This window comes from Spirosoma radiotolerans, assembly GCF_000974425.1.
Taxonomy (GTDB): domain Bacteria; phylum Bacteroidota; class Bacteroidia; order Cytophagales; family Spirosomataceae; genus Spirosoma; species Spirosoma radiotolerans.
The window spans coordinates 3451245-3477639 of sequence record NZ_CP010429.1 but is presented as its reverse complement, the minus strand read 5'-3'; the positions used below and the strand labels follow the sequence as shown (position 1 = coordinate 3477639).

23 protein-coding genes and 1 pseudogene are annotated in these 26395 nt (G+C 49.3%); 16 read left to right on the top strand and 8 right to left on the bottom strand.

Going from position 1 to position 26395, the window contains the following annotated elements; translation table 11 throughout:
- The first annotated feature begins 9 nt into the window (after nucleotides 1-9).
- Together SD10_RS14155 and feoB are read left to right on the top strand one after the other, a co-directional pair.
- Nucleotides 10-243, top strand: a complete 234-nt coding sequence (locus SD10_RS14155) for a FeoA family protein (protein ID WP_046574463.1) — start codon at nucleotides 10-12, stop codon at nucleotides 241-243.
- A 70-nt stretch (nucleotides 244-313) separates the two neighbouring features.
- On the top strand, nucleotides 314-2431 hold the full coding sequence (gene feoB / locus SD10_RS14150; protein ID WP_046574461.1) for a ferrous iron transport protein B: 2118 nt from the start codon (nucleotides 314-316) through the stop codon (nucleotides 2429-2431).
- 12 nt (nucleotides 2432-2443) lie between these two features.
- Here feoB and SD10_RS29830 read toward each other — a convergent pair whose 3' ends face one another.
- Complete coding sequence (locus SD10_RS29830; protein ID WP_169750812.1) at nucleotides 2444-2608, bottom strand: hypothetical protein; 165 nt, start codon at nucleotides 2606-2608, stop codon at nucleotides 2444-2446.
- Between the two features lie 210 nt (nucleotides 2609-2818).
- On the bottom strand, nucleotides 2819-4336 hold the full coding sequence (locus SD10_RS14145) for a bifunctional ADP-dependent NAD(P)H-hydrate dehydratase/NAD(P)H-hydrate epimerase (RefSeq protein ID WP_046574458.1): 1518 nt from the start codon (nucleotides 4334-4336) through the stop codon (nucleotides 2819-2821).
- 114 nt (nucleotides 4337-4450) lie between these two features.
- Here SD10_RS14145 and rplS point away from each other — a divergent pair, with 114 nt between their 5' ends.
- The 3 genes from rplS to SD10_RS14130 all read left to right on the top strand — a co-directional run bounded on the left by rplS (nucleotide 4451) and on the right by SD10_RS14130 (nucleotide 6651).
- Complete coding sequence (rplS, locus tag SD10_RS14140; RefSeq protein ID WP_046574457.1) at nucleotides 4451-4825, top strand: 50S ribosomal protein L19; 375 nt, start codon at nucleotides 4451-4453, stop codon at nucleotides 4823-4825.
- Nucleotides 4826-4904: 79 nt separating this feature from the next.
- Complete coding sequence (gene dapF / locus SD10_RS14135) at nucleotides 4905-5678, top strand: diaminopimelate epimerase (protein ID WP_046574455.1); 774 nt, start codon at nucleotides 4905-4907, stop codon at nucleotides 5676-5678.
- 43 nt (nucleotides 5679-5721) lie between these two features.
- Nucleotides 5722-6651 (top strand): bestrophin family protein, encoded by a 930-nt coding sequence (locus SD10_RS14130; RefSeq protein WP_046574454.1) that lies wholly within the window; start codon nucleotides 5722-5724, stop codon nucleotides 6649-6651.
- Here SD10_RS14130 and SD10_RS14125 read toward each other — a convergent pair.
- The gene (locus SD10_RS14125) at nucleotides 6648-6956 is read right to left on the bottom strand and encodes a rhodanese-like domain-containing protein (protein ID WP_046574452.1); all 309 of its coding nucleotides are present in this window, start codon (nucleotides 6954-6956) and stop codon (nucleotides 6648-6650) included. The genes SD10_RS14130 and SD10_RS14125 overlap by 4 nt on opposite strands.
- A 176-nt stretch (nucleotides 6957-7132) precedes the next feature.
- Here SD10_RS14125 and htpG point away from each other — a divergent pair, with 176 nt between their 5' ends.
- Nucleotides 7133-8962, top strand: coding sequence for a molecular chaperone HtpG (gene htpG, locus SD10_RS14120; protein ID WP_046574449.1), 1830 nt, complete (start codon nucleotides 7133-7135; stop codon nucleotides 8960-8962).
- A 152-nt stretch (nucleotides 8963-9114) separates the two neighbouring features.
- On the opposite strand, the gene SD10_RS14115 is transcribed toward htpG, so the two are convergent.
- Together SD10_RS14115 and SD10_RS14110 are read right to left on the bottom strand one after the other, a co-directional pair.
- Nucleotides 9115-9750, bottom strand: a complete 636-nt coding sequence (locus SD10_RS14115) for a DUF4126 domain-containing protein (protein ID WP_046574447.1) — start codon at nucleotides 9748-9750, stop codon at nucleotides 9115-9117.
- A 102-nt stretch (nucleotides 9751-9852) separates the two neighbouring features.
- Entirely contained in the window at nucleotides 9853-11343 is a 1491-nt protein-coding gene (locus SD10_RS14110; protein WP_046574445.1) for an ATP-dependent DNA helicase, read from the bottom strand.
- Nucleotides 11344-11484: 141 nt separating this feature from the next.
- On the opposite strand from SD10_RS14110, the gene SD10_RS14105 reads away from it, so the two are divergent.
- From SD10_RS14105 to coaD, 4 genes and pseudogenes are all read left to right on the top strand, one after another.
- Nucleotides 11485-11922: a CBS domain-containing protein gene (locus tag SD10_RS14105; protein ID WP_046574443.1), complete on the top strand. Its 438-nt coding sequence runs from the start codon at nucleotides 11485-11487 to the stop codon at nucleotides 11920-11922.
- 108 nt (nucleotides 11923-12030) lie between these two features.
- Nucleotides 12031-12527 (top strand): annotated as a pseudogene (locus SD10_RS14100) (NUDIX domain-containing protein).
- Between the two features lie 76 nt (nucleotides 12528-12603).
- Nucleotides 12604-13497, top strand: a complete 894-nt coding sequence (locus tag SD10_RS14095) for a DUF3822 family protein (protein ID WP_082111599.1) — start codon at nucleotides 12604-12606, stop codon at nucleotides 13495-13497.
- 43 nt (nucleotides 13498-13540) lie between these two features.
- Nucleotides 13541-14014, top strand: a complete 474-nt coding sequence (coaD, locus tag SD10_RS14090) for a pantetheine-phosphate adenylyltransferase (protein WP_046574440.1) — start codon at nucleotides 13541-13543, stop codon at nucleotides 14012-14014.
- 25 nt (nucleotides 14015-14039) lie between these two features.
- Here coaD and SD10_RS14085 read toward each other — a convergent pair whose 3' ends face one another.
- Nucleotides 14040-14735 (bottom strand): NUDIX hydrolase, encoded by a 696-nt coding sequence (locus SD10_RS14085; protein ID WP_046574438.1) that lies wholly within the window; start codon nucleotides 14733-14735, stop codon nucleotides 14040-14042.
- A 117-nt stretch (nucleotides 14736-14852) separates the two neighbouring features.
- Here SD10_RS14085 and SD10_RS14080 point away from each other — a divergent pair, with 117 nt between their 5' ends.
- Together SD10_RS14080 and SD10_RS14075 are read left to right on the top strand one after the other, a co-directional pair.
- Nucleotides 14853-16142: a hemolysin family protein gene (locus SD10_RS14080; RefSeq protein WP_082111598.1), complete on the top strand. Its 1290-nt coding sequence runs from the start codon at nucleotides 14853-14855 to the stop codon at nucleotides 16140-16142.
- A gap of 51 nt (nucleotides 16143-16193) precedes the next feature.
- Nucleotides 16194-16505, top strand: a complete 312-nt coding sequence (locus SD10_RS14075) for a hypothetical protein (protein ID WP_046579526.1) — start codon at nucleotides 16194-16196, stop codon at nucleotides 16503-16505.
- A 43-nt stretch (nucleotides 16506-16548) separates the two neighbouring features.
- Here the strand turns inward: SD10_RS14075 and SD10_RS14070 are convergent, their stop codons facing one another.
- Complete coding sequence (locus SD10_RS14070) at nucleotides 16549-18312, bottom strand: ABC transporter ATP-binding protein (protein WP_046579524.1); 1764 nt, start codon at nucleotides 18310-18312, stop codon at nucleotides 16549-16551.
- Nucleotides 18313-18614: 302 nt separating this feature from the next.
- Here SD10_RS14070 and SD10_RS14065 point away from each other — a divergent pair, with 302 nt between their 5' ends.
- Nucleotides 18615-19739, top strand: coding sequence for a DUF2264 domain-containing protein (locus SD10_RS14065; protein WP_262507416.1), 1125 nt, complete (start codon nucleotides 18615-18617; stop codon nucleotides 19737-19739).
- A 305-nt stretch (nucleotides 19740-20044) separates the two neighbouring features.
- Here the strand turns inward: SD10_RS14065 and metG are convergent, their stop codons facing one another.
- Nucleotides 20045-22096: a methionine--tRNA ligase gene (gene metG / locus SD10_RS14060; protein ID WP_046574434.1), complete on the bottom strand. Its 2052-nt coding sequence runs from the start codon at nucleotides 22094-22096 to the stop codon at nucleotides 20045-20047.
- Nucleotides 22097-22313: 217 nt separating this feature from the next.
- Between metG and SD10_RS14055 the strand changes: the two genes are divergently transcribed.
- The 3 genes from SD10_RS14055 (at nucleotide 22314) to SD10_RS14045 (ending at nucleotide 26361) form a co-directional block, all read left to right on the top strand.
- Nucleotides 22314-23339: an NAD-dependent epimerase/dehydratase family protein gene (locus SD10_RS14055; RefSeq protein ID WP_046574432.1), complete on the top strand. Its 1026-nt coding sequence runs from the start codon at nucleotides 22314-22316 to the stop codon at nucleotides 23337-23339.
- A 112-nt stretch (nucleotides 23340-23451) separates the two neighbouring features.
- Nucleotides 23452-24855 (top strand): tetratricopeptide repeat protein, encoded by a 1404-nt coding sequence (locus SD10_RS14050; RefSeq protein WP_046574431.1) that lies wholly within the window; start codon nucleotides 23452-23454, stop codon nucleotides 24853-24855.
- 216 nt (nucleotides 24856-25071) lie between these two features.
- On the top strand, nucleotides 25072-26361 hold the full coding sequence (locus tag SD10_RS14045; protein ID WP_148562444.1) for a BamA/TamA family outer membrane protein: 1290 nt from the start codon (nucleotides 25072-25074) through the stop codon (nucleotides 26359-26361).
- The last annotated feature ends 34 nt before the right edge of the window (nucleotides 26362-26395 follow it).

Below are 26395 nucleotides of genomic sequence, written 5' to 3'. Positions count from 1 at the left end.
AAGAAGACCATGAGTAACCGTAGCGTAGCTGACCTGAAAATAGGAGAACGAGCCATTATTGAGTCGTTCAATAATCAGTTAATGTCGCTTAAGTTGCTCGAAATGGGCTGTTTGCCCGGTGCTGAAATATGCTTGCATAGCAAAGCGCCCCTGGGTGATCCAATATGCCTGAACGTAGCCGGTTATTGCCTGGCGATGCGTAAGTCCGAAGCCGCTACGATTCTGATTCAGAATAAAGAATAACTGTACTTAACCGTGCGGATGGTCCCGTCTTCATGCATTGTGTAAGGACGGCCCCGTCTGAACCTGTGCCTTGAAATCGTCTTCTATAATTGCCCTTGTTGGCAACCCAAACGCCGGTAAATCGTCTTTATTCAATCAACTGACCGGCTTGCGTCAGAAGACGGGTAATTTTCCCGGTGTCACGATGGATAAAAAATCCGGCGTGTGGCCCCTGGATGCACAGACCTCATCTATTGTTATCGATCTTCCAGGTGTCTATTCCATTTACCCAAAGTCGTTGGACGAGCAAATCGTTACTGACATTTTGGCTAACCCCAGTCACCCCGATTACCCCGATGTGGCTGTTGTTGTCGTTGATGCCGCCAATCTTCACCGGAATCTGCTCCTGTTTACACAAGTCGTTGATTTGGGCGTGCCGACCGTTCTGGCTCTGAATATGCTTGATGTAGCCGAGCAGCAGTCCAAAGCCGTCAATGCCGTGCGGTTGGCGATGCGGCTGGGCGTACCCGTCGTACGGATCAACGCCCGGACTGGTGGAGGAATCGATTTGCTCAAAAAGGCCGTTCAGGAACAAATCCAGACGCCAACCCTGCCGGGTAAACTTTTCTTCGATCCGGCCGATGAAGCTACAGACTTAATCGCAGATACCAGAACTCAGTACCAGCTCGAAAATAACTACCTCGCGCTACAGTACATTATTCAACATGATGGGTTTTCGTTTCTCAGTCGTACACAACAGGTTGGCTTAGATGCCATTATTGATAAGCATCAGTTCAACGAGTCAACGTTCCAGGCGAACGAGACCATCACACGCTATAAACGTATAGCAGCAATCGTAACGGAAGTCGTTACCGACAAGCGTCCTATTAACCAGCCGACCTGGAGCCAGAAACTGGATCGGATTTTATTGCATCCCGTTTGGGGATACGCCATTTTCGGCTTTGTGCTGCTGTTAATTTTTCAGGCCATTTTTGCCTGGGCACAGCCGTTCATGGATGCAATCGATACGGGTGTTGCCTGGCTCAATGGGCAACTAAAAGAAAGCCTGCCACCGGGTCCACTTACTGATCTGCTTACGGATGGCGTACTGGCGGGTATTGGCGGTATACTCGTTTTTATTCCGCAGATCGCCTTTCTGTTTCTGCTGATTGCGCTATTAGAGGAGTCGGGTTACATGTCGCGGGTGATGGTGATCATGGACCGGATCATGCGTAAGTTCGGGTTAAATGGTCGGAGTGTCGTGCCGCTTATTTCCGGGGTAGCCTGTGCCGTTCCCGCCATTATGGCGACGCGTAGTATCGGTACCCGGCGGGATAGGTTGATTACCATTCTGGTAACGCCGTTGATGAGTTGCTCGGCCCGACTGCCCATTTATACGATTCTGATTGCCTTGGTAGTGCCTAGTCAGCGTGTTCTGGGTGTTTTCAACCTTCAGGGATTGGCGCTGATGAGCCTGTACTTGCTTGGGCTGGTCAGCGCTTTGCTGGCTGCTTACGTCCTGAAGCTCTTTCTTAAAACAAAAGAACGCGGGTATTTTATCATGGAATTGCCCACGTTTAAACTGCCTCGCTGGAACCATGTCGGGTTAACGGTTTGGGAAAGTGTGCGGTCGTTTGTGTGGGAAGCCGGGCGAGTTATTCTGGCGATATCTATCGTACTGTGGGTGCTGGCTAGTTATGGTCCCGGTAATTCGATGGAGCAGGCGGAGGCTGATGTCCGTCAACAAAATCCCACAGTTGCCGCGGATGTGTTGCAGAATCGCATTGCATCCGAACGACTCGAAGCGTCTTACGCTGGTAATTTCGGCCATTTTATCGAACCCGTTATTCGGCCACTGGGCTATGACTGGAAAATCGGTATCGCCCTGTTAAGCTCGTTTGCCGCCCGCGAAGTGTTCGTTGGGACAATGTCCACGATATACAGTATTGGTGATGGCGCCGATGATGCTGGCGTCACGATTCGGGAGCGGCTTCGGCAGGAGCGGAATCCCGAAACGGGGGAGGTTATGTATACACCAGCCCTGGCCTGGTCGCTGTTGGTTTTCTATGTTTTTGCTATGATGTGCATGAGTACACTAGCCGCTACCCAACGCGAAACAAAGAGCTGGAAATGGCCAGCCATACAATTAACCTATATGATGGTACTCGCCTATGTTTCTGCCCTGGCTACCTATCAGTTTCTAAAGTAGCCGGCATTAATCTTACCAAAGTAACCCTTTGGCAATCATTGGATAAATAAAATAGTAGAGTATATAAGCAAACAGAGCCATCGTCAGACCGCCCAGGGCAGTTGTTTGATCAAAAGATACTCGATTTCTCCGGGAGGGGCGGCTCGTACGCCAATCGCGCTGTACTGTGTGTTTCATTTGTGGGCAGTAGTATGCTGTTTGATAATACTGACACAAATTTGGGACCTTGTTTTAGCTGGAAATAGAGCGAAAACCCGGAATCTGCTGAATACGTATAACTACCTTTTACTACCCTCCCTGGATATTTCGTAAGCGGTAAGTTTAATTAAACATTACTCTATTTAGTTGTGTGGATATGTGGAACAAAATCCACACTTATTGGTAAATTTATTCCCACCGTAACGCATCAATTACATCAGAAGCTGTCATGCCGATAGGCCCACGTTGCTGGGCTACACGATCACCGGCCAGGCCATGAGAAAAAACGCCAAGCACAGCCGCTTCGACCGGATCATAGCCTTGAGCAAGCAGAGCCGTTAAAATACCCGTCAGCACATCGCCGGTGCCGCCGGTACTTAACCCCGGATTTCCCGTCGAATTGAAATGGATGTCCCCACCGGGTGTCGCAACGGCAGAATGAGCGCCTTTTAAAATAACGACCACCTGGTATTTTTTGGCAAAATCACGCAGGATAGTCAACTTCTCGTAATCATCATTCCATTTTTTTGTAAGCCGTTCAAATTCCTTGGGATGAGGAGTAAGGATACTGTTTTTGGGAAGATTTGCCAATGCTTCACGATTTTCAGCCAGTAAATTCAAGGCATCGGCATCAACAACAATCGGCTTTTTTAAGGTTGGTAATAACCCTTTCAGCATGGCCAGTGTTTCGGGAGCTTTACCGATTCCCGGACCAATGCCAATCGTCGAATAGTCCGATGGATCGATGCTTTCATTGCCCGGATGACCCGCCGGAGCCGTTCCTGTAAGTACGTTCTGGTGCCGGTCTGGGCTGCACATCGCTTCCGGAACACTGGTTTGTAAAATGGTATAGCCGCACTGGGGCACCTGTACTGTCAACAACCCAACTCCCGACCGCAAGCAGGCACGGGCGGCTAAAACGGCTGCGCCAATTTTTCCATAACTACCCACCAGTAACAAGGCATGACCAAACGTGCCCTTGTTCGAAAATCGCTTTCGTTTATGGAGCAACAGACGAGCTTCATCGGGTTGGGTAAAATAATAAGGCGTTGGGGCCAGGTCAATGAATCGTTTATGCAGCCGAATGTCCAGTAATTGCCAATCACCCACGTAGGGTTCGTTTTTGGGCAGCATAAAGGCCAGTTTGGGTAGCTGAAACGAAAGCGTATAATCGGGTTCGATAATGACATCGGTCGGGCTATTCGGCTGATCGGTATAGAGTCCGCTGGCAATGTCGACCGAAATAACCGTTGCTGGGGCGCGATTAATCGCTTTGATCGTATCACTGACAATGCCCTCGGTTGGGCGCGACAGGCCTGAACCAAGTATAGCGTCAATAACAACATCATGGTGACGAATGGCCGGTATATCGGTCGTTGACTCAATGTAATGAACCCTCTCGGTAACGAGTTTAAGCCGCCGATGGTTGTGCATAAAATCATCCGACTCGCGGGGGGCATAGCGCACAACGAAGATGTCGACGGGGTATTCACGTTCCAGCAACAAGCGGGCAATGGCCAAACCGTCGCCCCCGTTATTACCTAATCCACAGAAAATTTTTGTTTTGGTTGTACTGGGAAAGTGATCAACGAACCAGTCGACAAAGGTGAGTGCGGCCCGCTCCATTAAATTAATTGGCGCTATCGGTTCGTGTTGTATTGTCGATTGGTCAAGGGAACGAATTTGATCAACGTTCAGTATTTTCATAAAGTTGGTTGTTGGTGCCGCACGTAATTTTGCAAAAGTATTTTCTCCTACTGAGAAAATTACTATCTTTGCGGCTCATTTCGCAAATAGTTATCTGGCGATTTATATACGGTCATGAGCGAGTTAATCAAATTAGTGGAGGCAGACAACGCGCAGCGTCGCACCGAGTTGCCCCAATTCCGGGCGGGTGATACGGTGAACGTACACGTTAAAATCCGCGAAGGAAATAAGGAACGTATTCAGGTGTTCACAGGAACGGTGATTCAACGCCGTAATCCAAGCACCGGTGGCGAGACTTTCACCGTCCGCAAAGTATCAAATGGAGTTGGCGTTGAACGCATTTTCCCGCTTCTGTCACCCAATGTCGACAAGGTCGAAATCGTCCGTCTGGGCAAAGTTCGCCGTGCGCGCCTGTTCTATCTTCGCGGTCGCCAAGGTAAGGCTGCTCGTGTTAAAGAGCGTAAAGCAAAAGTAGTTGCAGCAGCTTAATTGCCTCGATCTTACACAACATTGTTGGAAAAGCTGTCTGTAAAGACGGCTTTTTTTGTAGTCAATAGGCCCAAATGTCATGGACTTTTTCAAATACCAGGGTACCGGCAACGACTTTATCTTGATCGATGACCGACATAAAACGTTTCCCGCAACTGATCAGGCGTTTATCGAACACTTATGCCATCGCCGATTTGGCATTGGGGCCGATGGGTTGATTTTGCTGCAGAACGATTCGGACTATGACTTCCGGATGGTCTATTTCAACGCCGATGGAGCGGAAGGCAGCATGTGTGGCAACGGTGGGCGGTGTATTGTTCGGTTTGCCCACGATCTGGGCCTTTTTGATCGGGAAACGCGGTTCATAGCCGTAGATGGCGAACATACGGCTATTGTCGATGAAGAAAGTATTTCACTGAAAATGAGCGCCGTATCAGGAACCGAAGACCGAGATGGGCTGACCTTTCTGAACACCGGCTCCCCTCACGTTGTCTTATTCGTGGATGACCTGGAGTCGCTCGATGTCGTGGCTGAGGGTCGTGCCATTCGATACAGTGATTCCTTTCAGCCGGGCGGTACGAATGTCAATTATGCGCAGGTACTTGCCGACGATACCGTTTTTGTCAGAACCTATGAACGGGGTGTTGAGGACGAAACGTATTCCTGCGGCACGGGCGTAACGGCGGTTGCGTTAGCCGCCCACCAGCAACTGGCTTTAACTGATCCTGTTGCTATCAAAACTATTGGTGGCAATCTGCGCGTGTCCTTTAAGCAGTCGGGCGATGGTACATTCGATACTATTTATCTGATTGGCCCAGCCAAACGTGTTTTTGCGGGAAGTATAACTGTTTAGGGAGTTAGCTTGTTAACTAAAAGCCAAGTACTCAACTAACAGAATGATTATTTACAAGAACAAAGGTTTATTTCCATCTATCTGGCACTTTCATACAGGCCCCACGGCTAAAGCGTTACTACGCCAGTTGATCGTCATCGCAGTCTATGTAACGTTGGTCACTATTGGCGAGATGACTTTCCTGGATATTCGTCTGAAAGACACGCCCGGTTCTTTTTTGAGTGCAATGGGTATTCTTCTGAGCCTGTTGCTCATTTTTAGGACAAACACCGCGTATGACCGGTTCTATGAAGGGCGTCAGGCCTGGGGTGAATTGGTGAACAACTGCCGTAATCTGGCTATTTTCTTCAATGCTGTTTTACCCGAAGGGGATGAAAACAGCCGCCACTTTTTTGCCAAGGCCATCTCGAATTTCCCATTTGCGCTGAAAAATCATTTGCGCGATATGACGGATCTCAGCGAACTGGACATGGTTGAGGTGGGTGAGCGACGTAACTTGAGTAATTTCGATCATAAACCAGCGGGTGTAGCCAATCAGCTTTGGGTGAAAACGGAGATGTTGTACCGCGAAGGTCACATCTCCGAGTCGCAGCACATCAATCTGAATCAATATTTAACGACACTCATGGACGTTTGTGGTGTCTGTGAACGCATTAAGAGTACGCCAATCCCGTTTTCCTATACGCTGTTTATCAAGCTGTTTATCATGCTTTATGTCATGATGCTGCCCTTCACGGTCATTACAGCCTTTGGCTATCTGACGATTCCGGTCGTTCTACTAACGTCGTATATCCTGGTGGGACTGGAATTAATTGGTGAGGAAATAGAAGAACCGTTTGGATTCGAGCGCAACGACTTACCCTTGAATCAGTTAAGTCAATTGATTCGTGTGGGCGTGCACGATATTTTGCAGATTTACCTACCTCACGTAGACAAACAGGCTGCCAAGCCAGGGTTCACAATCGTAACCTAGTCAACGGCTTCTATTATACCGCCGTGCAGGTGGTAGATCGTTTGGTCCTGAAACTCAGCTTGCCGACGTAAGTCTTTGGCAGCTACCCGGCTTCGAACGCCATTGGTGCAAATGACGATTAGCGTCTGGTAGGGGAGGATTTCCGCTTTTCGGGCGCGAATGTCAGGGAGCGGTATATTAAGGCCACCAATATTAAATTCGTCGAACTCCCACTCATCCCGCACATCGACAATCGCCGTGTGTGGTTGGTTACGAAGTTCCTCCAGTTCAGGTAAGGTTATATCCGTATATGTGTGTGTAGACATACGCAGGTATAACAACCGATTTCTACGAGCTGTTCGTCCAGAAAAGCGATTAGGGTGGCTAAATCGTCAATTTCTTCTTTTGTCACGAATGACTCTGTCAATGTGTCATAAATGAATAGGGTGGAACAGGATTTGACGTCGCCTGAACAGATTCATAATCTCATTCTGACTAAATTATGGAAGCAGTACAAAACGAAAAGGGCCAGATTTCGATTCACACCGAGAATATCTTTCCCATCATTAAAAAATTCCTTTACTCGGACCACGAGATTTTCCTGCGGGAATTGGTATCAAACGCCGTAGATGCTACCCAAAAATTGCGTCAATTGGCCTCATTTGGTGAGTTCGGAGGTGAGCTGGGGGATTTGAAGGTTACCGTGTCGCTCGACGAAGAGGCTAAAACGATCACCATTAGTGACAATGGGCTCGGTATGACGGCCGATGAAATCAAGAAGTACATCAACCAGATTGCGTTCTCCGGCGCGACAGATTTTCTGGAAAAATACAAAGACAAAACCGATGACAAAGGCCAGATTATCGGTCATTTTGGCTTAGGGTTCTACTCGGCATTTATGGTGGCTGAGACGGTCGATATTATCACAAAATCATACCGCGACGGTTCAGAAGCCGTACGCTGGACCTGTGATGGCTCGACGGAGTTTGAATTAGCACCTGCCGAACGGGCTGAGCGTGGAACGGATATTGTTCTGCACATCGCTTCAGATTCGGAAGAGTTTCTGAATAAAGGTCGCCTGCAGGGCATTCTGGATAAATATGCCCGTTTCTTGCCCGTGCCCGTCGAGTTCGACGGAAAGGTTGTAAATAATACAACTCCGATCTGGACGAAATCGCCTTCGGACCTGACCGATGAAGACTACAAGAACTTCTACCGGGAGTTGTACCCAATGAGCGAGGAGCCGTTATTCTGGATTCACCTGAATGTCGACTATCCGTTCAACCTGACCGGTATTCTCTATTTCCCCCGGATTAAAAACGAACTGCGGTTCCAGCGCGAGAAAATTCAGCTTTATAGCCGCCAGGTGTTTATCACCGACGAGGTGAAGGACGTTGTGCCTGACTTCCTGATGATGCTGCATGGCGTGATCGACTCGCCGGATATCCCACTTAACGTGTCGCGCAGCTTCCTGCAGTCGGATACTAACGTTAAGAAAATTAACGGCTATATTACCCGTAAGGTAGCTGACAAGTTAAACGACTTGTTTAATGCTGATCGGAAGTCGTTCGAAGAGAAGTTCGACGACATTGGCCTGTTTATCAAATACGGCATTTTGAGCGACGACAAGTTCTGGGAGAAAGCCAAGAACTTTGTTCTGCTTAAAAATACAGACGGTGCGTTTGCCACGTTGGATGAGTACCGCGAGAAAGTGCAGGCGAACCAGACCGACAAAAACGAGACGCTGGTGCTGCTCTACACCTCAGATCGTAAACAGCAGGATGCGTACATCGAATCGGCCCGTCGGCGTGGATACGATGTCCTGCTGATGGACAACGTTATTGATGCCCACTTCATCAACGCCCTGGAACAAAAGCTTGAAAAGGTCAACTTCCAGCGGGTAGATGCCGATACGCTTGACAAACTGATCGACAAGGGGCTGAATAACGAAAGCGTTTTGTCAGAAGCGGACAAGACAAAATTGAAAGAAGTGTTCGACCAAGTGCTGGACAATAAAATGCTCAACGTCAGCATAGAAGCCCAGCCAACCGATGAGCTGCCTGTTACGATTACATTACCGGAGTTCATGCGCCGGATGAAGGACATGTCGGCGCTTTCGGGCGAGCAGTCCTTCTACGGCAATTTCCCGATGACGCACAATGTGGTCGTTAATGCGAATCATCCATTGATCGGCAAAATTCTGGCTGAAACGGACGTTGATGCACAGAAAGCCCTGGTTAAACAAGTCTATGATTTGGCACTGCTTTCGCAAAATATGCTTACAGGTGCTGATTTGACGGCCTTTGTGAAGCGTACGGTGGCTACTTTGTAGTTCTGACCACACAGGTAGCCACACCGGAATTTTTGTGATTCATGTGATGGCTGACCACCTTGAATCTGAACCGGGATTTTTATGTTTGGATGACGACCTATGATTTATCAAAATCAGGCCGATCATTCAAATCATAAAAATCCCGGTTTTGTTTACATCCGGCCATTGTTGCTCCGAGGTATCTGGCTAATGGGGCCGCCTGCCTGTTTGCTGGAGGCTCGGGTAAACCAAACTTTACGCCGGGAAATCAGGCGGCCAACAATGAAAATCAGGATGAGTGCGATGATAACCACAGCCACGAGGGGTAAAAAAATCGTAAACACGGACAACCCAAACGAGGCTACGTTTTCGCCCGTAGCCACGACCGGATTCGCGGTCCCACCGGTAGTCGCCGTTGAACCGAGCCGTAGTAAACTGGTTCCCGCCTGAACAATTCCGGCCGAGCTTCCGCCAAGCATCAGCCCAAGCCCCCACTGAATCACGGGGTTATCAATGTGTAGAAAAGAAGTACTGAGTAAGGTGCCCGCAATGATAGACGCTGGTGTAGCAATGGTATCGAGCAGATTGTCAAGCCAGGGAATGTAATAAGCGCCAACCTCAAAGACCGTGGCCACCGTGAGCCCCAATAGAGCCGGCCAGCCAGCTAGCCACTCAAAACCAGTCATTGGGCCAATCAGACCCAGCTTTGTCGCTGCGCTGGCAATCAACAGTGGCACAAACACCCGAAACCCACAGCAGGCAGCCAGGCCAACGCCAATGCAGGCACTCATAATCCATTCGAGGGACATATTTTTTGGGTTTACAGTTTGTGGTTTGTAGGTGGCTGTTGCAAAGGTAGCTTACGCATCAACCAACCACAAACCACAAACTGTAAACCCAAAAACCGTAAACTAGTTAAAAAACTGCGGATTGAAATTCATCAGAAAGGCTTCATCTGTCGCGCGCGTCAGGGCGGTATACAGCCAACGCACAAATTCGTCGTTTACCTGGCCTTCGGGTAAAAATCCCTGATCCACAAAGACAGCGCTCCATTGACCACCCTGCGCTTTATGGCACGTGAGCGCATAGGCAAACTTAACTTGAAGCGCGTTTAAATAGGGGTCGCGTCGGATCGCTTCGGATCGCTCCTTTTTACTCTTAATATAAAAATAATCTTTTGCCACACTTTCATACAAGGCCTTGTACTGGTCGGCTGCTAACGAGGGCACCGGTGTATGGAGCGTGTCGAGCATAATTTTTGCATCAAAATCAGGTTGCTCTTCATAATCGACCAGGCGCAGCGTAACCGTTGCGAACCGAAAACCGTGCATTTCTTCCTTATTGCGAATTTTCTGCACTTCAGCAAACTCCCCATTCGCCAGAAAGCCCGCCGGAGAATCTTCGTCCAGCACCGTATAATTGTTTCGGGCAATCATCAGCATATCACCCGCGTCGAGTTCTTCTTCGCACTGGTCAATCATCCGCCGAACAAATTGATTGTACTGCACTGCTGTCTTGTTGGACCGGCAGATGATGGCCGTATTCTCACGCCCATATTTGTCATATGCATACCGGATACCGTCTTCCAGCTTCATCAAGGGCATTTTATAAATATCATTGAATGATCGGACATTAAGCTGAATTGGCGGCATATCGGTAGGCGAGGGGGCGGGGTTATCGGTAAGCAGCGCATCAAACCCAACCGCTTTGGGCGTAGCGGAAATGCCATCCAATAACATGCGCAGGCTGGTTGCATTGTACAAAATACCTGATTCTTCGTCCTGCCGCATGACTTCCGTCAATTCCTGTTCATACACCGTCATGTCGAAGGAACTGGCCAGAAACCCCCGGTCCAGCGCCGGGCTCAGTTCGCGGCCAACGGGGGGGAGCTGAGCCGTATCGCCCACGAGCATAAGCTTGTTGCCTGGGTTTTCAAAAACATAATCAATCAGGTCCGTCAGGAGCCCTTTTCCGCCAAAGTCCGCTTCATCCGAAATCATCGAAGCTTCATCGACAATAAACAGCGTGTCTTCGTGGTAATTTTTTTGCCGTTGAAAGGCCAGGCTACCTGAACCCGGCTCGGCCACCTGCCGATAGATTTTCCGGTGAATAGTTTGGGCTGATTTCTTGGCGTAGTTCGTCATGACCTTGGCGGCCCGTCCGGTGGGCGCCAGCAGCACTGATTTGTAGCCAAATCGGGGGAGTACTTTTATGAGTGTGCCAACGAGTGTCGTTTTTCCGGTGCCGGCATAACCGCGCAGCAAAAAACAGTCGCGATAGTGTTCAACTTCCTGAGGAGTAATGAACTGGCCAATCTGTTCGAAGAATTGTTCCTGGCCAGGCGTAGGCTTAAAAGGGAAACGTTTGGCCAGCAAATCAGCAGCCGCTTGGGTTTCGTTCATGCAACTAATTTACGAAAAAAAGAGGAAACAGGAAAGGAGAAAAAGACGACCGTTTTTTTAATTTTTTAATCCTTTTTTTATTCCCACTTTCGGCCTTACACCCTTTTTCTTATATTCACCCTCTACTAAACCTTTACCATAATGAACATACGTCAAATACTTCAGGGAAAGTCTGTTAACGCGCTTTACAGCGTCTCGTCTGATCAAACGGTACTGGACGGACTTAAGGTCATGGCCGACAAAAATATAGGCGCTTTGCTCGTTGTTGATGATGGCGAATTGACCGGCATATTTTCGGAGCGGGACTATGCCCGTAAAGTAATCCTGAAAGATCGCCACTCCGACGACACCCGGATTGCGGATGTTATGACGGCAAATGTCATCACCATTGAGCCCGAGCAGTCATTGGAAGATTGCATGATTATTATGTCTGACCGGCACATTCGCCACTTGCCGGTTATGGAAAAGGGAAACCTGATTGGTATAATCTCCATCAACGACGTGGTTACGGCCATCATCCGCGATCAGAAAACCCGAATCGACTCGCTTGAAAGCTACATATCCGGAAGCCCGTATTAATTGGATGCAGGCTATAAGATGTATGATGTAGTTAGGCAAATACATTCTCTATCATGCATCATACATTCTAATTTCCTTACCTTTGCGTCCCCAAATACGCATTATACTGTGACGCAAGTAGCTGAGACTCCTCGGGAAGAGGTACTTAAATTGTATGGAAACCGGCTTCGGCTGCGCGTTTGCGGCCTATATCGGGAAGGTGACCAGTTATTGATGGTTCGCCATCGGGGTATTGGCCCAACCGATACGTTCTGGTGCCCCCAGGAGGTGGGGCTCAATTTAGTGAAACAGCCCCCGCAGCCCTTGTTCGCGAATTTATGGAGGAAACCGGGCTGGTCATCGAAATCGGCGATATGTTGTTCGTGAATGAGTTCATGCAGCCGCCCCTTCATGCCATGGAATTGTTTTTCGAGGTGAAGGTTACCGGAGGAGTGCTTCGTCAGGGAGTCGATCCGGAAATGAGTCTCGATGGGCAAATTATTGAAGAAGTTCGATTGATGAGCTTTGATGAAATAAAAAGTTACCCGCCGGAAGAAGTCCATGCCTTGTTCCGATATTGCCACTCGCTCGATGATGTTTTTAAACTAAGTGGCTATTTGCAATGAAAACATTGAGAAATAGTTGCCCGTTTTAACTATGTTTATCAATTGAACTTCTTGTAAACTTTAGTTAGTCGATATTGTGCAAATCGCTGTGACCCCTACACCCACTATTTCTATTGGTTCTGATTCGTTCGATCCACGGCTGACCGAAAATTCGGTACTAAGTCTGGAGGTTGGCCGAGACCGATTCCGGGTGCTGGTGCAGGATAAGCGGGGTTTGGGTATCTACCTCAATGATTACACATTTTCGTCTCTACTAAGTGATCGGTCAATGACAGGCATTTTACCGGACGTATTTCGCCAACATCCCGTGCTGTCGGCCGGGCCCTGGCAGGAAATTCGTATCGGTGTAAATTCACCTTCATTTACGCTGATACCCGCTCCGCTTTTTCGAAAAGAATACGCTGGTAGCTATCTGGCGCTGATGCGGGGGAGCGCACTGCCTGCTCATGAATTTGCCCAGTCCTTCGCGCATCAATCCGAGGGATTTTTGTCCGTCTTTAATCTCGAACACCCCTTGGCTGACTTCTTTTCGGAGATGTATCCGCTTCAGCCACTAACGTTTGTTCATCAGGTAAGTGCGCTGATACAGGCCACCGCCGACCTTGACCGTCATGCGCTGACGCCAGATAACCTGTATTTGTTTTTCGAAGATGAGTTCGTGACGGTCATTTACCGACACGCACATCAGATGCGCTACTGCAATCGGTTTGGCTATAAAAACGTGCAGGATCTAACTTATTACATTCTCTATGTACTCGATGAGCAGAAACTGAATCCTACACAAACGCGGGTTTCGTTGTTTGGTGAGATTACGCCGTTCGCTGAGTCTTATATGGAGTTAAGTCGTTTTTTGCCCAACCTGGCCTTTGGGCAAACGCCACCAGGTTTATCCATAGCTGCCGACTTTACTGACCTGCCCGATCATCGGTATCTGAGTTTATACGGGTTAGGTCTGCTGGTGGATAAGTGATTCATCGAATCAACCCGGCCACTCAGTCATTTAGTCATTCATTATGAAGCGTATCGCCCTTTTTCCCGGTTCGTTCGACCCATTTACCAGGGGTCACGAAGACATTGTTCTGCGAGGTTTGCAGTTATTTGACGAAGTTGTGATTGGCATCGGTCGGAATTCCCACAAAGTGCGCTACTTTCCGCTTGAGCAGATTACGGAGCTCATCGAAGGGGCATTCCGCTCCCAGCCCGCCGTCCGTGTGATGAGCTATGATGACCTGACGGCCAATGTAGCCCGTGCGATTGGGGCAAAGTTCCTGCTGCGGGGGTTGCGTAACACAACCGATTTCGAATACGAAAACGGTATATCGCAGGTGAACAGATACATTTATGAAGACGTAGAAACCGTTTTTCTGATTACGTCACCGCATCTGGCGCCCATCAGTTCAAGTATTATCCGTGACCTTCATCGGTACGGTCAGGATGTAAACGAGTTTCTTCCGTATCAACTACAGGTACCTGATAAAGCGAAGTGAACAGGAACGTATTCCCGTCCACATCTTATAGCGCTAACTGATCAAACACGTATCGAATCGAACTAAACGAATTCGTAAGCGCCAGTTTGGTTTCCCGGCGATCAAACCAGGCGAGCTTTTCAATATCTTCTTCGGTCTGAGGGGCCATACGGCTGTCATTGACGACCGCCATTCGATACCATTTCGTGCGTTTTAGGATTCGGCTGCCATTGAGCGTGTACGTATGCCAGGTGGTGCAGATCCGTTCGCTGACAGATACCTGAACGCCGGTTTCTTCCTGAACCTCCCGGGCGGCTCCCTGCCGGGAAGATTCGCCATTATCTAACTTGCCTTTAGGGAGATCCCAGACACCCCGGCGAAACATCAGCAACATTTTATCGCCTTTAAAAACCACGCCCCCGGCAGCTTTAATAATCTTGAACGGTTTCTTAATGGCCTCTTCGCAGTCTTTTTTATCCAGGCAACCCAGCGTAATGGACAATAGTTGGCCCGCGTTGGCTTTCTGAAGCAGCGTGAGCAGTTTATTAACAGTGGCCGGTGTAGCGTTAATAACGAGCAGATGGCCATGCAGGGCGTCGGGCTTCAGGGCTTCCAGTCGCGCATCGACTATTTGGTCATAGTCAACGAATTCAGGTTGATTTGCCAACGCTGGATTGGTCAATTGAGCAGCGGCTTTGGGGCCAACGAGCCGAATAGGCCGGTCATTAATAAAGACAATCATCAGAAAATTTGCAGTTCAAAGCGTAAAAGTAGCAAAACAGATGGTCTGTCGCACGGTTGAATCTGTTGCAAACCAGTTCCATTTCTATATTTTTGCAACAGGCCAATCAACCTATTTGTGGAACTCCTCATTATTTTCCTTCTGACGTTGCTGAACGGCGTGTTTTCGATGTCAGAAATCGCTTTAGTATCCTCTCGTAAGTCTAAATTAGAATCAGCTGCCAAGAACGGAGATCGACAGGCCCAGGTCGCGCTCGACTTATCCAACTCACCCAACCGGTTTCTGTCAACCGTTCAAATTGGGATCACCCTGATCGGTATTTTGCTTGGTATTTTTTCGGGTGACAAACTGACGACTGATGTACAGGAGTACGTAGCCCGGATCGAGTTTATCCGTCCGTATGCGCACTCCGTAGCCGTTGTCCTGGTGCTCCTGCTGCTGACTTATCTTTCGCTGGTTTTTGGTGAGTTGGTACCCAAACGAATTGGCTTATCTAATCCGGAAGGTATTGCCAAAACCATGGCCGCGCCTATGATTTTGCTGTCGCGGTTAACATCGCCGTTCATTGCCTTACTGACCATTTCAAGTGATTTATTACTGAAGGTATTGAATATCCGGCCGAATGAGAATGCCGTCACCGAAGAAGAAATTAAAAGCCTGATCCAGGAAGGGACCTCGGGGGGGGCAATTGAAGAAATTGAGCAGGAAATTGTGCAAAACGTTTTTCAACTGGGCGACCGTAAGATTACTTCCCTGATGACGAATCGGCAGGAAATTGTTTTCCTGGATCTGGAAGATGATCTGGTTGAAAACAAAGCCAGAATTCTGGAGCACAAACATTCGGTTTATCCGCTCTGCAATGGGGGCGTCGATGAAGTGGTTGGTCTGATTTACACCAAGGACTTTCTGGGTAGAGATCTCGACTCGGAACTGCTGCATCTGGGCGACATGAAACGGGATGTCTTGTTCATCCCCGAAAATAACCGGGCTTACCAGGTTTTAGAACGGTTTCGGGAGCGCAGGCAGTATGTGGGTGTTATTGTGGATGAGTATGGGGGCGTGTTGGGCATTATCACGCTAAACGATATTCTGGATGTGCTGGTTGGCGATATCAACGACGATGTGCATTCCGATTATGAAATACGGGAGCGCGAAGATGGTAGTTATCTGATTGATGCGCAATTGCCTTTCGAGGATTTCCTGTCGTCTTTGTCGATCAATATCAATGCCCAGACGCGTCGTGAGTTGACCGGATTTGATACACTGGGCGGATTTGCCTTATACATCCTGAAAGACATTCCCCAGGCGGGCGAAACATTTGTTTGGCATGGATACCGGTTCGAGATTGTGGACATGGATAAGAGCCGAATTGATAAGATAATGGTCAAGAAACTGGCCGAAGAATAAACAGCTGTCCGGTTTCGTGGGTTATAGATGAAATTAAACTCATCAACACCCATGCGACACTTCAGCCCCGATTCCGACGAGTTGACCGGTGATACATCCAGCCGTGTTCCATCAGGTATGGATAACGATCCCAATGCCGATGAGGAAGTGATTAACCAAAACACGGGTGAAGAGTATCCCAAACCCGTGGAGCAATCAGCAAAAATTGTCCCTGACGATTTAGCCGCGTCAATAGCGTATGCGCTCGACGGCAGCGGTCCCGGTCCAACGAATGATACCCCGAATGTGTCTGGGCATAAAGTCATTACCGAAGGAATTACGGGTGCCGGCCTTGACGATGAGGAAGCCGCCCTAGGTGCCTGACTATTGATTGTCGTTCGAATCCTTTTTTGTTACTATTTCGGTATTACACGACCTCCTTATACTGCATCCGATACAGGTTCGCATAGAAGCCTTCCTGCTGTAGCAATTCCTCGTGGTTACCCTGTTCAACGATTCGGCCCTTATCCACGACGATGATGTTGTTTGCTTTCTGGATCGTTGACAGCCGGTGCGCAATAACGATTGCCGTGCGCCCTTTCATCAGCTTGCCAATTGCATCCTGAATCATCTCTTCGGTTTCTGTGTCGACGGAAGAGGTGGCTTCGTCGAGGACGATGATTTTTGGATCCTGCACCATGGCCCGAACAAATGAAATCAACTGACGCTGACCAACCGAAAGAGTAGAGCCACGTTCCATGACATTGTATTCGTATCCGCCGGGTAGTCGTTCGATGAAATCATGGACGCCAACCAGTTTAGCGGCTTCCACTATTTTCTCCCGGCTGATTCGTTTGTCGCCCAGGGTAATGTTGTTTTCAATGGTGTCGGAGAACAGGAAAACATCCTGTAACACAACGCCGATATTCCGGCGGAGATGGCCGAGCTCATATTCGTGAATATCTGTGCCATCTACGCGTATTTCTCCCTTATTGATATCATAAAAACGGCTGAGCAGGTTGATAATGGACGACTTACCCGCACCCGTTGCCCCAACAAAGGCCACCGTCTCGCCCGCATTAACCCGAAACGAAATGTCGCGCAAGACCCAATCCTCATTATTGTAGGCGAACCAGACATCCTTAAACTCAACGGCGCCCCGAATTGTGGCGGGGGCGTAGGTACCATTATCAAGCGTGAATTCGTCGCTGTCCAATAATTTCAAAATACGGTCGGTACTAACGATACCCATCTGAAGCGTATTGAACCGGTCGGCCAGCATCCGGATCGGCCGAAAGAACAGGTTAATGAACATCACAAAGGCAGTAACCGTCCCGAACGTGACGTCTGAACTGATGATCTGCTGAGCGCCGTACCAGACGACCAAACCAACCGCCACCGCCGATATAATGTCGGCGACGGGGTAATAAACCGAATAATACCAGATAGAGCGTATGTTGGCGGCCCGGTGCTCGTTATTAATGGCCCGAAACTTTTCAGCTTCAATTTTTTCACTGCCAAAAATCTGGACAATGTTCATGCCCGTGATGTGTTCCTGAACAAACGAGTTCAGGTTAGCAACAGCCGTTCGCACTTCATTAAACGACTTTTTGATTTTTTCCTTAAACACATACGTACTGAACAGCATGAGCGGAATAGTCGACAGACTGATGGCCGCCAGCCGCCAATCGGTGTAAAACATGACACCGATAATAAGAACTAGTTGCAGAATATCGCCGGCAATAGCCGCCATGCCCTCGCTGAAGACATCGGCCAGTGTTTCGACGTCAGAAATTGAGCGGGTGACTAACCGACCAATGGGCGTATTGTCGAAGAACTTGAGCCGTAGGTGCAGTATTTTACGGTAAAGCTGTACCCGGATATCACGAATCACATATTGACCGAGCCAGCCGGATAAATATGTATTCAGGAACTGGATAACGGCCTGGGCAACGAGTACGCCAATCATGATTACCAGCATGACCGTCAGCCGCTGGTAATCGCCCATGGCAATTACATTGTCGATGGTGTAGCGGATAAGCAGGGGTGTCAGCGGAGCCAGGCAGGCCGCCAGCATAATGATACCGATCAGGAGGTAAAAGCGCGCCTGGTATGGTTTTACAAACGCGTATAGTCGCCGGAGGATAGCTAAATCAAATATCCGGCCAGCGCTTTTCTGTTCTTCGTTCACAGGGTAACTAAATGGCAAGTTCAGATGGGTAACAGTGTTTTCAAACCGAACGTTTCACCGCAACCGGCATTTGCCGAGGAATGGATGCAATCACCGGGCCTTACGGTACGAAGCAGTAAAAAACGAGCACGACCGCTTTGGTGAGAGAGTTCCTGATGTAAAAGCAAATGATGAAACGGCGGATGTTTACCCGGCTTATTACCGCGTTGCCGGTTAGTTTGGGCATGACTACGAAAGAGGATAGAGCCTTCTCTTCCATAGTATCAGAAGTCAGTGTTACTGGTAGTGATCGGGCATACTGGTTGCAAACTTTACTAAAAATCGTTGATCCGGTTTTGACCGCTTTAGCCGATAATCGCCTGAAAGCTACCATGCCCATTGAGTGTGCGCCGGGGCAGCAGGCGAGCCGAACGGCGGTATCCCATCTGGAAGCACTCGGCCGAACAATGGCCGGGCTCGCTCCCTGGCTTGAATTGAGTGCCGGTGACGATACACAGGAAAACCTTTCCCGTCAACGGTACTTCGACCTGGCCAGAAAATCCATTGCCAACGGCGTCGATCCCAAATCGCCCGATTACCTGAACTTTACCCGGAATGGGCAACCGTTGGTCGATGCGGCTTTCCTGGCCCATGGCCTGATCCGGTCACCGAAACTATGGCAGGCGTTAAGCACAACCGAACAGGCAAATGTGATCCAAGCGTTACAGTCGAGTCGGGTTATCAAACCGGGCTATAGCAACTGGCTGTTATTCAGTGCCATGGTCGAAGCGGCTTTGCTGAAATACAGGGGAGCCGGTGATGAACTTCGGATGGATTACGCCATCCGGCAGCATCAGGCCTGGTATAAGGGGGATGGAGCCTACGGCGACGGCCCTGATTTTCACTGGGATTATTACAACAGTTATGTCATTCAGCCCATGTTGCTGGATGTGGTCAAAACGTTGGTGGATGCCGGGAAAGCCGAAAAGGATTTGTATGAATCGTTGTTGGTCCGAGCGCAGCGTTACGCCATCGTACAGGAGCGACTGATCAATCCCGACGGTTCTTTTGCGGCTTTTGGCCGGTCGCTGGCTTACCGTTGCGGAGCTTTTCAATTGCTGGCCCAGGTCGCCTTGCAAAAGAATTTACCCCCAGAATTAGCACCGGGTCAGGTGCGGTCAGCGTTGACGGCTGTTATTCGGCGCACAATGGACATGAACGGCACCTTTGATGCGAAGGGCTGGCTCCGGATTGGCCTCTGTGGCCACCAGCCGGGCATTGGCGAAACGTACATTTCTACCGGAAGTTTGTATTTGTGTTCAGTAGCGTTTCTGCCGTTGGGTTTGCCCGCATCCGATGAATTCTGGTCGGCCTCGGCGCTTGACTGGACATCGAAACGAATCTGGTCAGGGCAGAATGTCAAAACGGACCACGCGATAAAGGGTTGAAAAGAGAAGTTGCCCAGCGTTTTATCAAGCGCCATTATAAAAACTACTATCGTTCAATCACCGAACGAACACTTCTCGAATTTTTAAGCCACTTGTCAGGTAGGTGAGCTTGCTGTAAGGACACCCTAGTCGTTAGGGTAAGGCGTTCTCCGTGGTCCGTGTCCTCACCGATCACGGAGAACGCTATGTTTTTGCCTTAGTATGAGGCTTCGATGTGAAACTGGCGCAGGTGAAGGACACTAGTAGAAATAAAGAAAGCCGGAAGCTATCGTTTCCGGCTTTCTTTATTTCTACTTATACGTTTGTCAGGAGACTGTTCCTCCATTCCAGACGGCCTCACCGGGAGCGATGAGGGCTAATTTCCCATCCCGGTCTTCGGCCATCAGAATCATCCCCTGCGATTCGAAACCCATCATTTTGCGCGGAGCCAGATTGGCCAGAAACGTGACCTGTTTGCCAATGATATCTTCGGGCGCAAAATGCTTGGCAATGCCACTCAAAATCTGACGTCCACCCAGGCCATCGTCTACTCTTAGTTTCAGCAATTTATCGCTTTTGGGCACCCGCTCCGCTTCGGTAATCGTACCAATACGAATGTCCATTTTGGCGAAATCATCGTATGTAATCTCGTCCCGGAGGGCCGGAACGGTCTTGGTTTCTAACTCATTCATATGTTTGGCATTCAGCAACTTCTGAATCTGTTTATTGATTTCATCGTCTTCAATTTTAGCGAACAGAAGTTCCCCTTTGCCCAGCGAATGCCCTTCGGTCAACAAATCGACCCGACCAGCGTTGGTCCAGTTGAAGTGTTCCGTCAGGTTGAGCTGGCTGCGTAATTTCTCACTCGTGAAGGGTAAAAATGGTTCGCAGACAATGCTCAGATTGGCTGAAATCTGAAGAGCAATGTTCAGGATGGTATTCGCCCGAAGCGGATCTGTCTTGACCACTTTCCAGGGTTCGGTTTCGGCCAGGTACTTGTTGCCCAAACGCGCCAAGTCCATGAGGTGACCCAGCGCTTCCCGGAATTTGTATTGGGCAATGGCCTGCCCAATGCGATCTGGAAACAGCGCCAGTTCGTTAAAGACCGTTTTATCGTACTCGGTCAGGGCGCCCCGAACAGGAACGTGGTTATCGCAGAATTTCTGGGTAAGCACAACGGCCCGGTTCACAAAATTACCGAATACCGCCACCAACTCGTTGTTGTTCCGCGCCTGAAAGTCTTTCCAGGTGAATTCACTGTCTTTGGTTTCGGGCGCGTTGGCGGCCAGTACATAGCGCAACACATCCTGCTTGCCTGGCAACTCGTCGAGGTACTCGTGCAACCAGACGGCCCAGTTGCGGGAAGTGCTGATCTTGTCGCCTTCGAGGTTCATGAACTCGTTCGCCGGTACGTTATCCGCCAGAATATAACTGCCTTCGGCCATCAGCATGGCCGGAAAAATGATGCAGTGGAAAACGATGTTGTCTTTGCCAATAAAGTGGACGAGTTTGGTGTGTTCGTCGCGCCAGTATAATTCCCAGTCGCGGCCCTGCTCATCGGCCCACTCCTTGGTCATGGAGATGTAGCCGATGGGCGCATCGAACCAGACATACAGCACTTTACCATCCGCATCGGGTAGCGGGACTTTAATGCCCCACTCCAGGTCGCGGGTCATGGCGCGGGGGCGCAGGCCTTCCTTCAGCCACGACTGGCACTGGCCAAATACATTCGTTTTCCATTCCGTATGGCTGTTGACGTATGCCTCAATTTTGGGCTGCATCCGGTCCAGCGGCAGAAACCAGTTCTTGGTAGAACGCAAACTCGGTTTGGAGCCCGACAGCATGGAATGTGGTTCGATGAGTTCGGTTGGGCTGAGGGCGGTACCGCACCGCTCGCATTGATCGCCGTATGCGTTGGGGTTTCCACAAACTGGGCAAGTGCCAACAATGTACCGGTCGGCTAGGAATTGCCCGGCTACCTCATCGTAATATTGTTCGGTCACTTCCTCATCGAAATCGCCCTGCTCATAAAGTTTTGTAAAAAACTCCTGCGAAGTTTCGTGGTGAATCTGATTCGACGTTCGTGAGTAAATATCGAACGAGATACCAAAGTCGTTGAACGCCTGTTTGATCTGTCCATAATATTTATCGACGACCTGCTGTGGCGTGATGCCTTCTTTTTTTGCTTTGATGGTGATGGGCACGCCATGTTCATCGGTGCCGCTGATAAAAGCGACATCTTTGCCCGTTGAGCGGAGGTAGCGCACGTAAATGTCGGCGGGTAGGTAACAACCGGCAAGGTGCCCAATGTGAATGGGCCCGTTTGCGTAGATCAGAGCCGCCGTAACGGTATAGCGTTGTGGATTTTCTAGAGACATAAATTGGTTTTCGGTTTTCGGTTTCTGGTTTTCGGTTTAACCGTAGCTAAAGGGAGCTACCGTAAACGGGGAACGGAAAACCTTATTTGCCCGCAAAATTAGCAATTCAGGGCCGAACGTTGTTATGTTTACACAAAGAGAACTGCCGGGCTGCTATGGAGAACACCACGCCGAATACGAATAATTTCCTCAACTGGGTCGAAATCAAAAACTTCAATTGAATTCATCCTTACCTAAATCAGTCTTTATTACAGGGGCCACGGGTTTCATTGGCTCTCATATTGCCCGGCGCTACTTGGCTGACGGCTATTCGGTTACTGTGCTCTTTCGACCGACAAGTGGCTACGGGCTTCTGGCCGATGTAGCAGATCAACTAACCTGGCAGGAGGGCGACGTGCTGGATATTCCCTCTCTCGAAACGGCCATTCAGGCTGGTATAGATGTGATTCATGCCGCTGCCATCGTCTCGTTCGTTCCTAAAGATCGGGATCAAATGGAACGGATCAACGTGGAGGGAACGGCCAACATCGTCAATGTTTGTCTGAAAGCAGGTGTTCGAAAACTAGGGTATGTTAGTTCAGTAGCTGCTATCGGTCGGCCGGTGTCCAAAGGCGGAAAGGCTAGCGAACCCATGCTGATCAATGAACAACTGAAATGGGAAGATTCGCCAAACAATTCCACTTATGCCAAAACAAAATACTGGGCGGAACTGGAGGTATGGCGGGGCGTCGCCGAGGGACTTAACGCCGTGATGGTCAACCCATCTATTGTACTGGGTGTGGGCGACTGGAGCCGAAGCAGCCTTCAGCTCATCAAATACGTACAGGATGAAAGACCGTTTTACCCGGCCGGTTTAGTCAATTATGTCGACGTCCTCGACGTAACGGATGCGCTTGTCGGTCTGATGCAGTCTGACATAAGCGCCCAGCGGTTCATTCTCAACGGGGGCACCATTCCATATCGTTCCTTGTTAGAACAGATAGCCGCCGTGCTGGGCAAGCGACCACCAACCGTGTCAATTCCGCCTACTGTAAGCCGTTTGCTTTGGCCTTTGGAAGCTATGCGGGCCTGGCTGATGAACAAGGCCCCGCTGATCACTAAAGAAACCGCGCGGTCGGCAAGTTCGTTATATCAGTATGACGGGCACAACATTGAGAAGGTGCTTGACTTTCAGTATCGAGTGCTGAGTGAGACCCTGAAGCGCGTGGCAGCCGCATTCAGGCAGCTCCCAGACGGTCCGTAATTTTTCGGTTCGGGGGTTGGAGTTTCGCTTTTTTGAGTTTATATTGAAGTGCCAAAGGATAAATCGCACCGTTGGTGCGGCCCCTATCCGCCCACATTTTGAAGGCAATAGCATGGAGCAAGAGTTCGAAGAACGAGAAGGCGATATAAAAGAATCAATCCGGCGTTTTGAGCAGATGCTGGATCAGCAACAAAGTCAGTTTTTCGACCTGGATGTCTATGAACAAATGATTGAGCATTACCTCAATCAAGGTGATTTAGACAAGGCGTTTAAAGCCGCCGAAGCCGGTCTGGAAAACTTCCCTTATGCGCTGGAACTGATGCTCGACAAGGCCCAGATTCTAGCTAATTTTCAACGGTTTGATGAATCGCTGGATTTGTTGGAAAGGGCTTCTTTATTTAACCCCGGTGACCTGGATGTCCCCTTTATGCAGGGCTCCGTGCTGAACATGGCGGGTCGTTATGAAGAATCGATTCAGGTGCTGGAAGAGTTACTCGACCGCGCCGATGATAAAGACGATATTCTGTTTCAACTAGGGCAGAGCTATCAGAACTGGGGTAAATACGATGAAGCGATTACGCAGTACAAAAAGTCTATTGCGCTCAACATCAATAATGAAAATGCGCTTTATGAACTGGCGTTTTGCCTGGACGTAACGGGCGAGTTAGAGAACAGTTTGTCCTATTACCAGCAACTGATCGATACGGATCCGTATTCCTACAATGCCTGGTACAACATCGGTATTGCCTACAGCAAACTGGCCCGCTATGCCGAGGCCGCTGAAGCGTACGATTATGCTGTCATTATCAAAGGAGATTTTGCCTCGGCGCATTTCAACCTGGGCAATACTTACATGAATCTGGGGTTGTTCGAGAAGGCCGAAGCCTGTTATCGCGAAACGCTGAAATACGAAGAAGCAACTGCCGACACCTTCTGTCACCTGGGAGCCAGCCTAGAAAAACAGGATCGCATCCCCGAAGCCATCAAGGAGTATCGCGAAGCCATCAAGTTGGACGCAATGTGGGACGAAGCCTGGTTTGGGATTGGTGTCTGTCTGAGCGAATCGGGTAAGTGGTACGAAGCCCTGCCGTTTTTGCAAAAAGCAGTTAAACTGAGCGATCAGAACGGCGAATATTACCTCGCTATAGCCGAAACGGAGTACAAAATCGGGAATGTTCTGTCGAGTGTCGAAGCGTTTGAAAAAGCGGCCGAAGTGGATGCGGAAAATCCCGACGTGTACCTGACATGGTCGCTGGTGCCGTTCGATCAGGGCGATTTCCTGCGGGCTAACGACATTATCCAGTCGGGTATCAACGACATGCCTGCCGAAGCTGATTTGTATTATCGCTCGGCTGTTTATTTGATTCATGCCGGTCATTACCGCGAATCGCTCATTCAATTGGAGGCTGCGCTTTCACTGGATTATGACGCCCATGTCCAATTGTTCGAGTTCTTTCCTGAATTGGAAAAACAGAAGGCTTTGTATAAAATCATTCAACAGTACAAAAAAGAATAAGCCCGTTGCGCCGGATTAAAATCCATCGTACGACCTAAGCAAAAAGTCGCCTTCCATAACGGGAAGCGACTTTTTGCTTTTATTGCTGCAGAAAACGGCGTTTTCAAAGTCCAGTTGGAACCAGCGAACGCCATCTGTCTGAATCCGTCAAGTATGGTCTACTCATGTACGGGAACGGAATGGTACACGAATAAGTTAAAAAGCAATTGACTATGCATGATTAAAATCTACTTCTGCAGTCCGAAAAAGGTTGAATGTGGTCTGCAAAATCGCTGGTTTCTTTTCCGGTTGCTACTCATTAGTTTTGGGTTAATCGCTTATTCATCAGCCACAAGCGTTGCCCAGACTGACTCTGTTCAAGTAGCTGGTCATGAACAAACAAATGTTTCATCGCGCGATTCGCTGGCCGATGTGTGGGATGTGTATTATCGATACATCAACCGGAAAGGCCATAGGCGGACGGAGCACTATAAGCCCGGTTTGCATACAACCATATTTCCTGAGTTAGCATATGCCCTGCAAACGGGCGTAGCGATTGGGCTAAATGCGAATCTGTCCTTTACCAGCGCTAATCCCGAACAGAACGTTTCAACCATTATTTCGACTCCACAGTACACACAGTACCAGCAAGTTATCATTCCGGTTGTTGTCAATTTCTGGACAAAAGAAAACCGATATAACATCGTTACGGATTGGCGCTATTACGACTACTCTGCCGATAACTTTGGGTTAGGCGACGAATCGCCCGGCAATGCGGATGACCGACTTACGTATTATTATCTGCGCTTTCACCAATCGGTGCTGCGCCAGGTTGCTCCGAATCTGTCGGTTGGCCTTGGGTACGCGCTCGATTATCACTGGCATATCCAGGATGTGAATAACACGCCCCAGCTAAATAATGATTTTGGCCAATACACGTCGACCGATCACACGACCTCATCAGGGCCTACTTTTAGCGTGCAATACACCAACCGGCGCAACCCGAATAACCCACAAAGTGGCTTCTTCGGGAATGTAGTTGTGCGGCCAAACCTACGATGGCTGGGCAGTGATCAGAACTGGCAGTCGGTTATCGCTGACTTTAGAAAATACATACCCCTATCATCGACGGGTCAGCATATTCTGGCTTTCTGGAACATGAACTGGCTTAGTTTTGGTGGTCAGGCGCCGTATCTGGACTTGCCCAGCAGTGGCTGGGATACCTATTCGAACCTGGGGCGGGGCTATGTGCAAGGCCGCTTCCGGGGTCGAAATCTCGTTTATCTGGAAGCCGAATACCGTACACAACTGCTGAGCAATGGGCTGCTGGGCGCAGTGGTCTTTACAAATATGCAGACCTACAGCAACTACCCCGACACGAGCCATTTCGGCCGACTGCTGCCGGGTGGGGGCGTTGGGTTACGGGTTAAAATGAACAAACATTCCAACCTCAATCTGGCCATCGACTATGGCTTTGGTGTTGGTGGGGCGCAGGGATTCTTTTTTAATTTTGGTGAGGTGTTTTAGTTCGACCTGGTGAAGTCGGGTTCTCAAACCCGAC

Coding starts and splice junctions, on each gene's coding strand:
- SD10_RS14085 (WP_046574438.1), bottom strand. CDS start 14,735: ATGATTGTCTTTATTAATGACCGGCCTATTCGGCTCGTTGGCCCCAAA.
- SD10_RS14075 (WP_046579526.1), top strand. CDS start 16,194: ATGCGACACTTCAGCCCCGATTCCGACGAGTTGACCGGTGATACATCC.
- SD10_RS29830 (WP_169750812.1), bottom strand. CDS start 2,608: ATGAAACACACAGTACAGCGCGATTGGCGTACGAGCCGCCCCTCCCGG.
- dapF (WP_046574455.1), top strand. CDS start 4,905: ATGGACTTTTTCAAATACCAGGGTACCGGCAACGACTTTATCTTGATC.
- SD10_RS14105 (WP_046574443.1), top strand. CDS start 11,485: ATGAACATACGTCAAATACTTCAGGGAAAGTCTGTTAACGCGCTTTAC.
- SD10_RS14115 (WP_046574447.1), bottom strand. CDS start 9,750: ATGTCCCTCGAATGGATTATGAGTGCCTGCATTGGCGTTGGCCTGGCT.
- SD10_RS14050 (WP_046574431.1), top strand. CDS start 23,452: ATGGAGCAAGAGTTCGAAGAACGAGAAGGCGATATAAAAGAATCAATC.
- rplS (WP_046574457.1), top strand. CDS start 4,451: ATGAGCGAGTTAATCAAATTAGTGGAGGCAGACAACGCGCAGCGTCGC.
- SD10_RS14130 (WP_046574454.1), top strand. CDS start 5,722: ATGATTATTTACAAGAACAAAGGTTTATTTCCATCTATCTGGCACTTT.
- SD10_RS14110 (WP_046574445.1), bottom strand. CDS start 11,343: ATGAACGAAACCCAAGCGGCTGCTGATTTGCTGGCCAAACGTTTCCCT.
- coaD (WP_046574440.1), top strand. CDS start 13,541: ATGAAGCGTATCGCCCTTTTTCCCGGTTCGTTCGACCCATTTACCAGG.
- SD10_RS14125 (WP_046574452.1), bottom strand. CDS start 6,956: ATGTCTACACACACATATACGGATATAACCTTACCTGAACTGGAGGAA.
- SD10_RS14045 (WP_148562444.1), top strand. CDS start 25,072: ATGATTAAAATCTACTTCTGCAGTCCGAAAAAGGTTGAATGTGGTCTG.
- SD10_RS14145 (WP_046574458.1), bottom strand. CDS start 4,336: ATGAAAATACTGAACGTTGATCAAATTCGTTCCCTTGACCAATCGACA.
- SD10_RS14155 (WP_046574463.1), top strand. CDS start 10: ATGAGTAACCGTAGCGTAGCTGACCTGAAAATAGGAGAACGAGCCATT.
- metG (WP_046574434.1), bottom strand. CDS start 22,096: ATGTCTCTAGAAAATCCACAACGCTATACCGTTACGGCGGCTCTGATC.
- htpG (WP_046574449.1), top strand. CDS start 7,133: ATGGAAGCAGTACAAAACGAAAAGGGCCAGATTTCGATTCACACCGAG.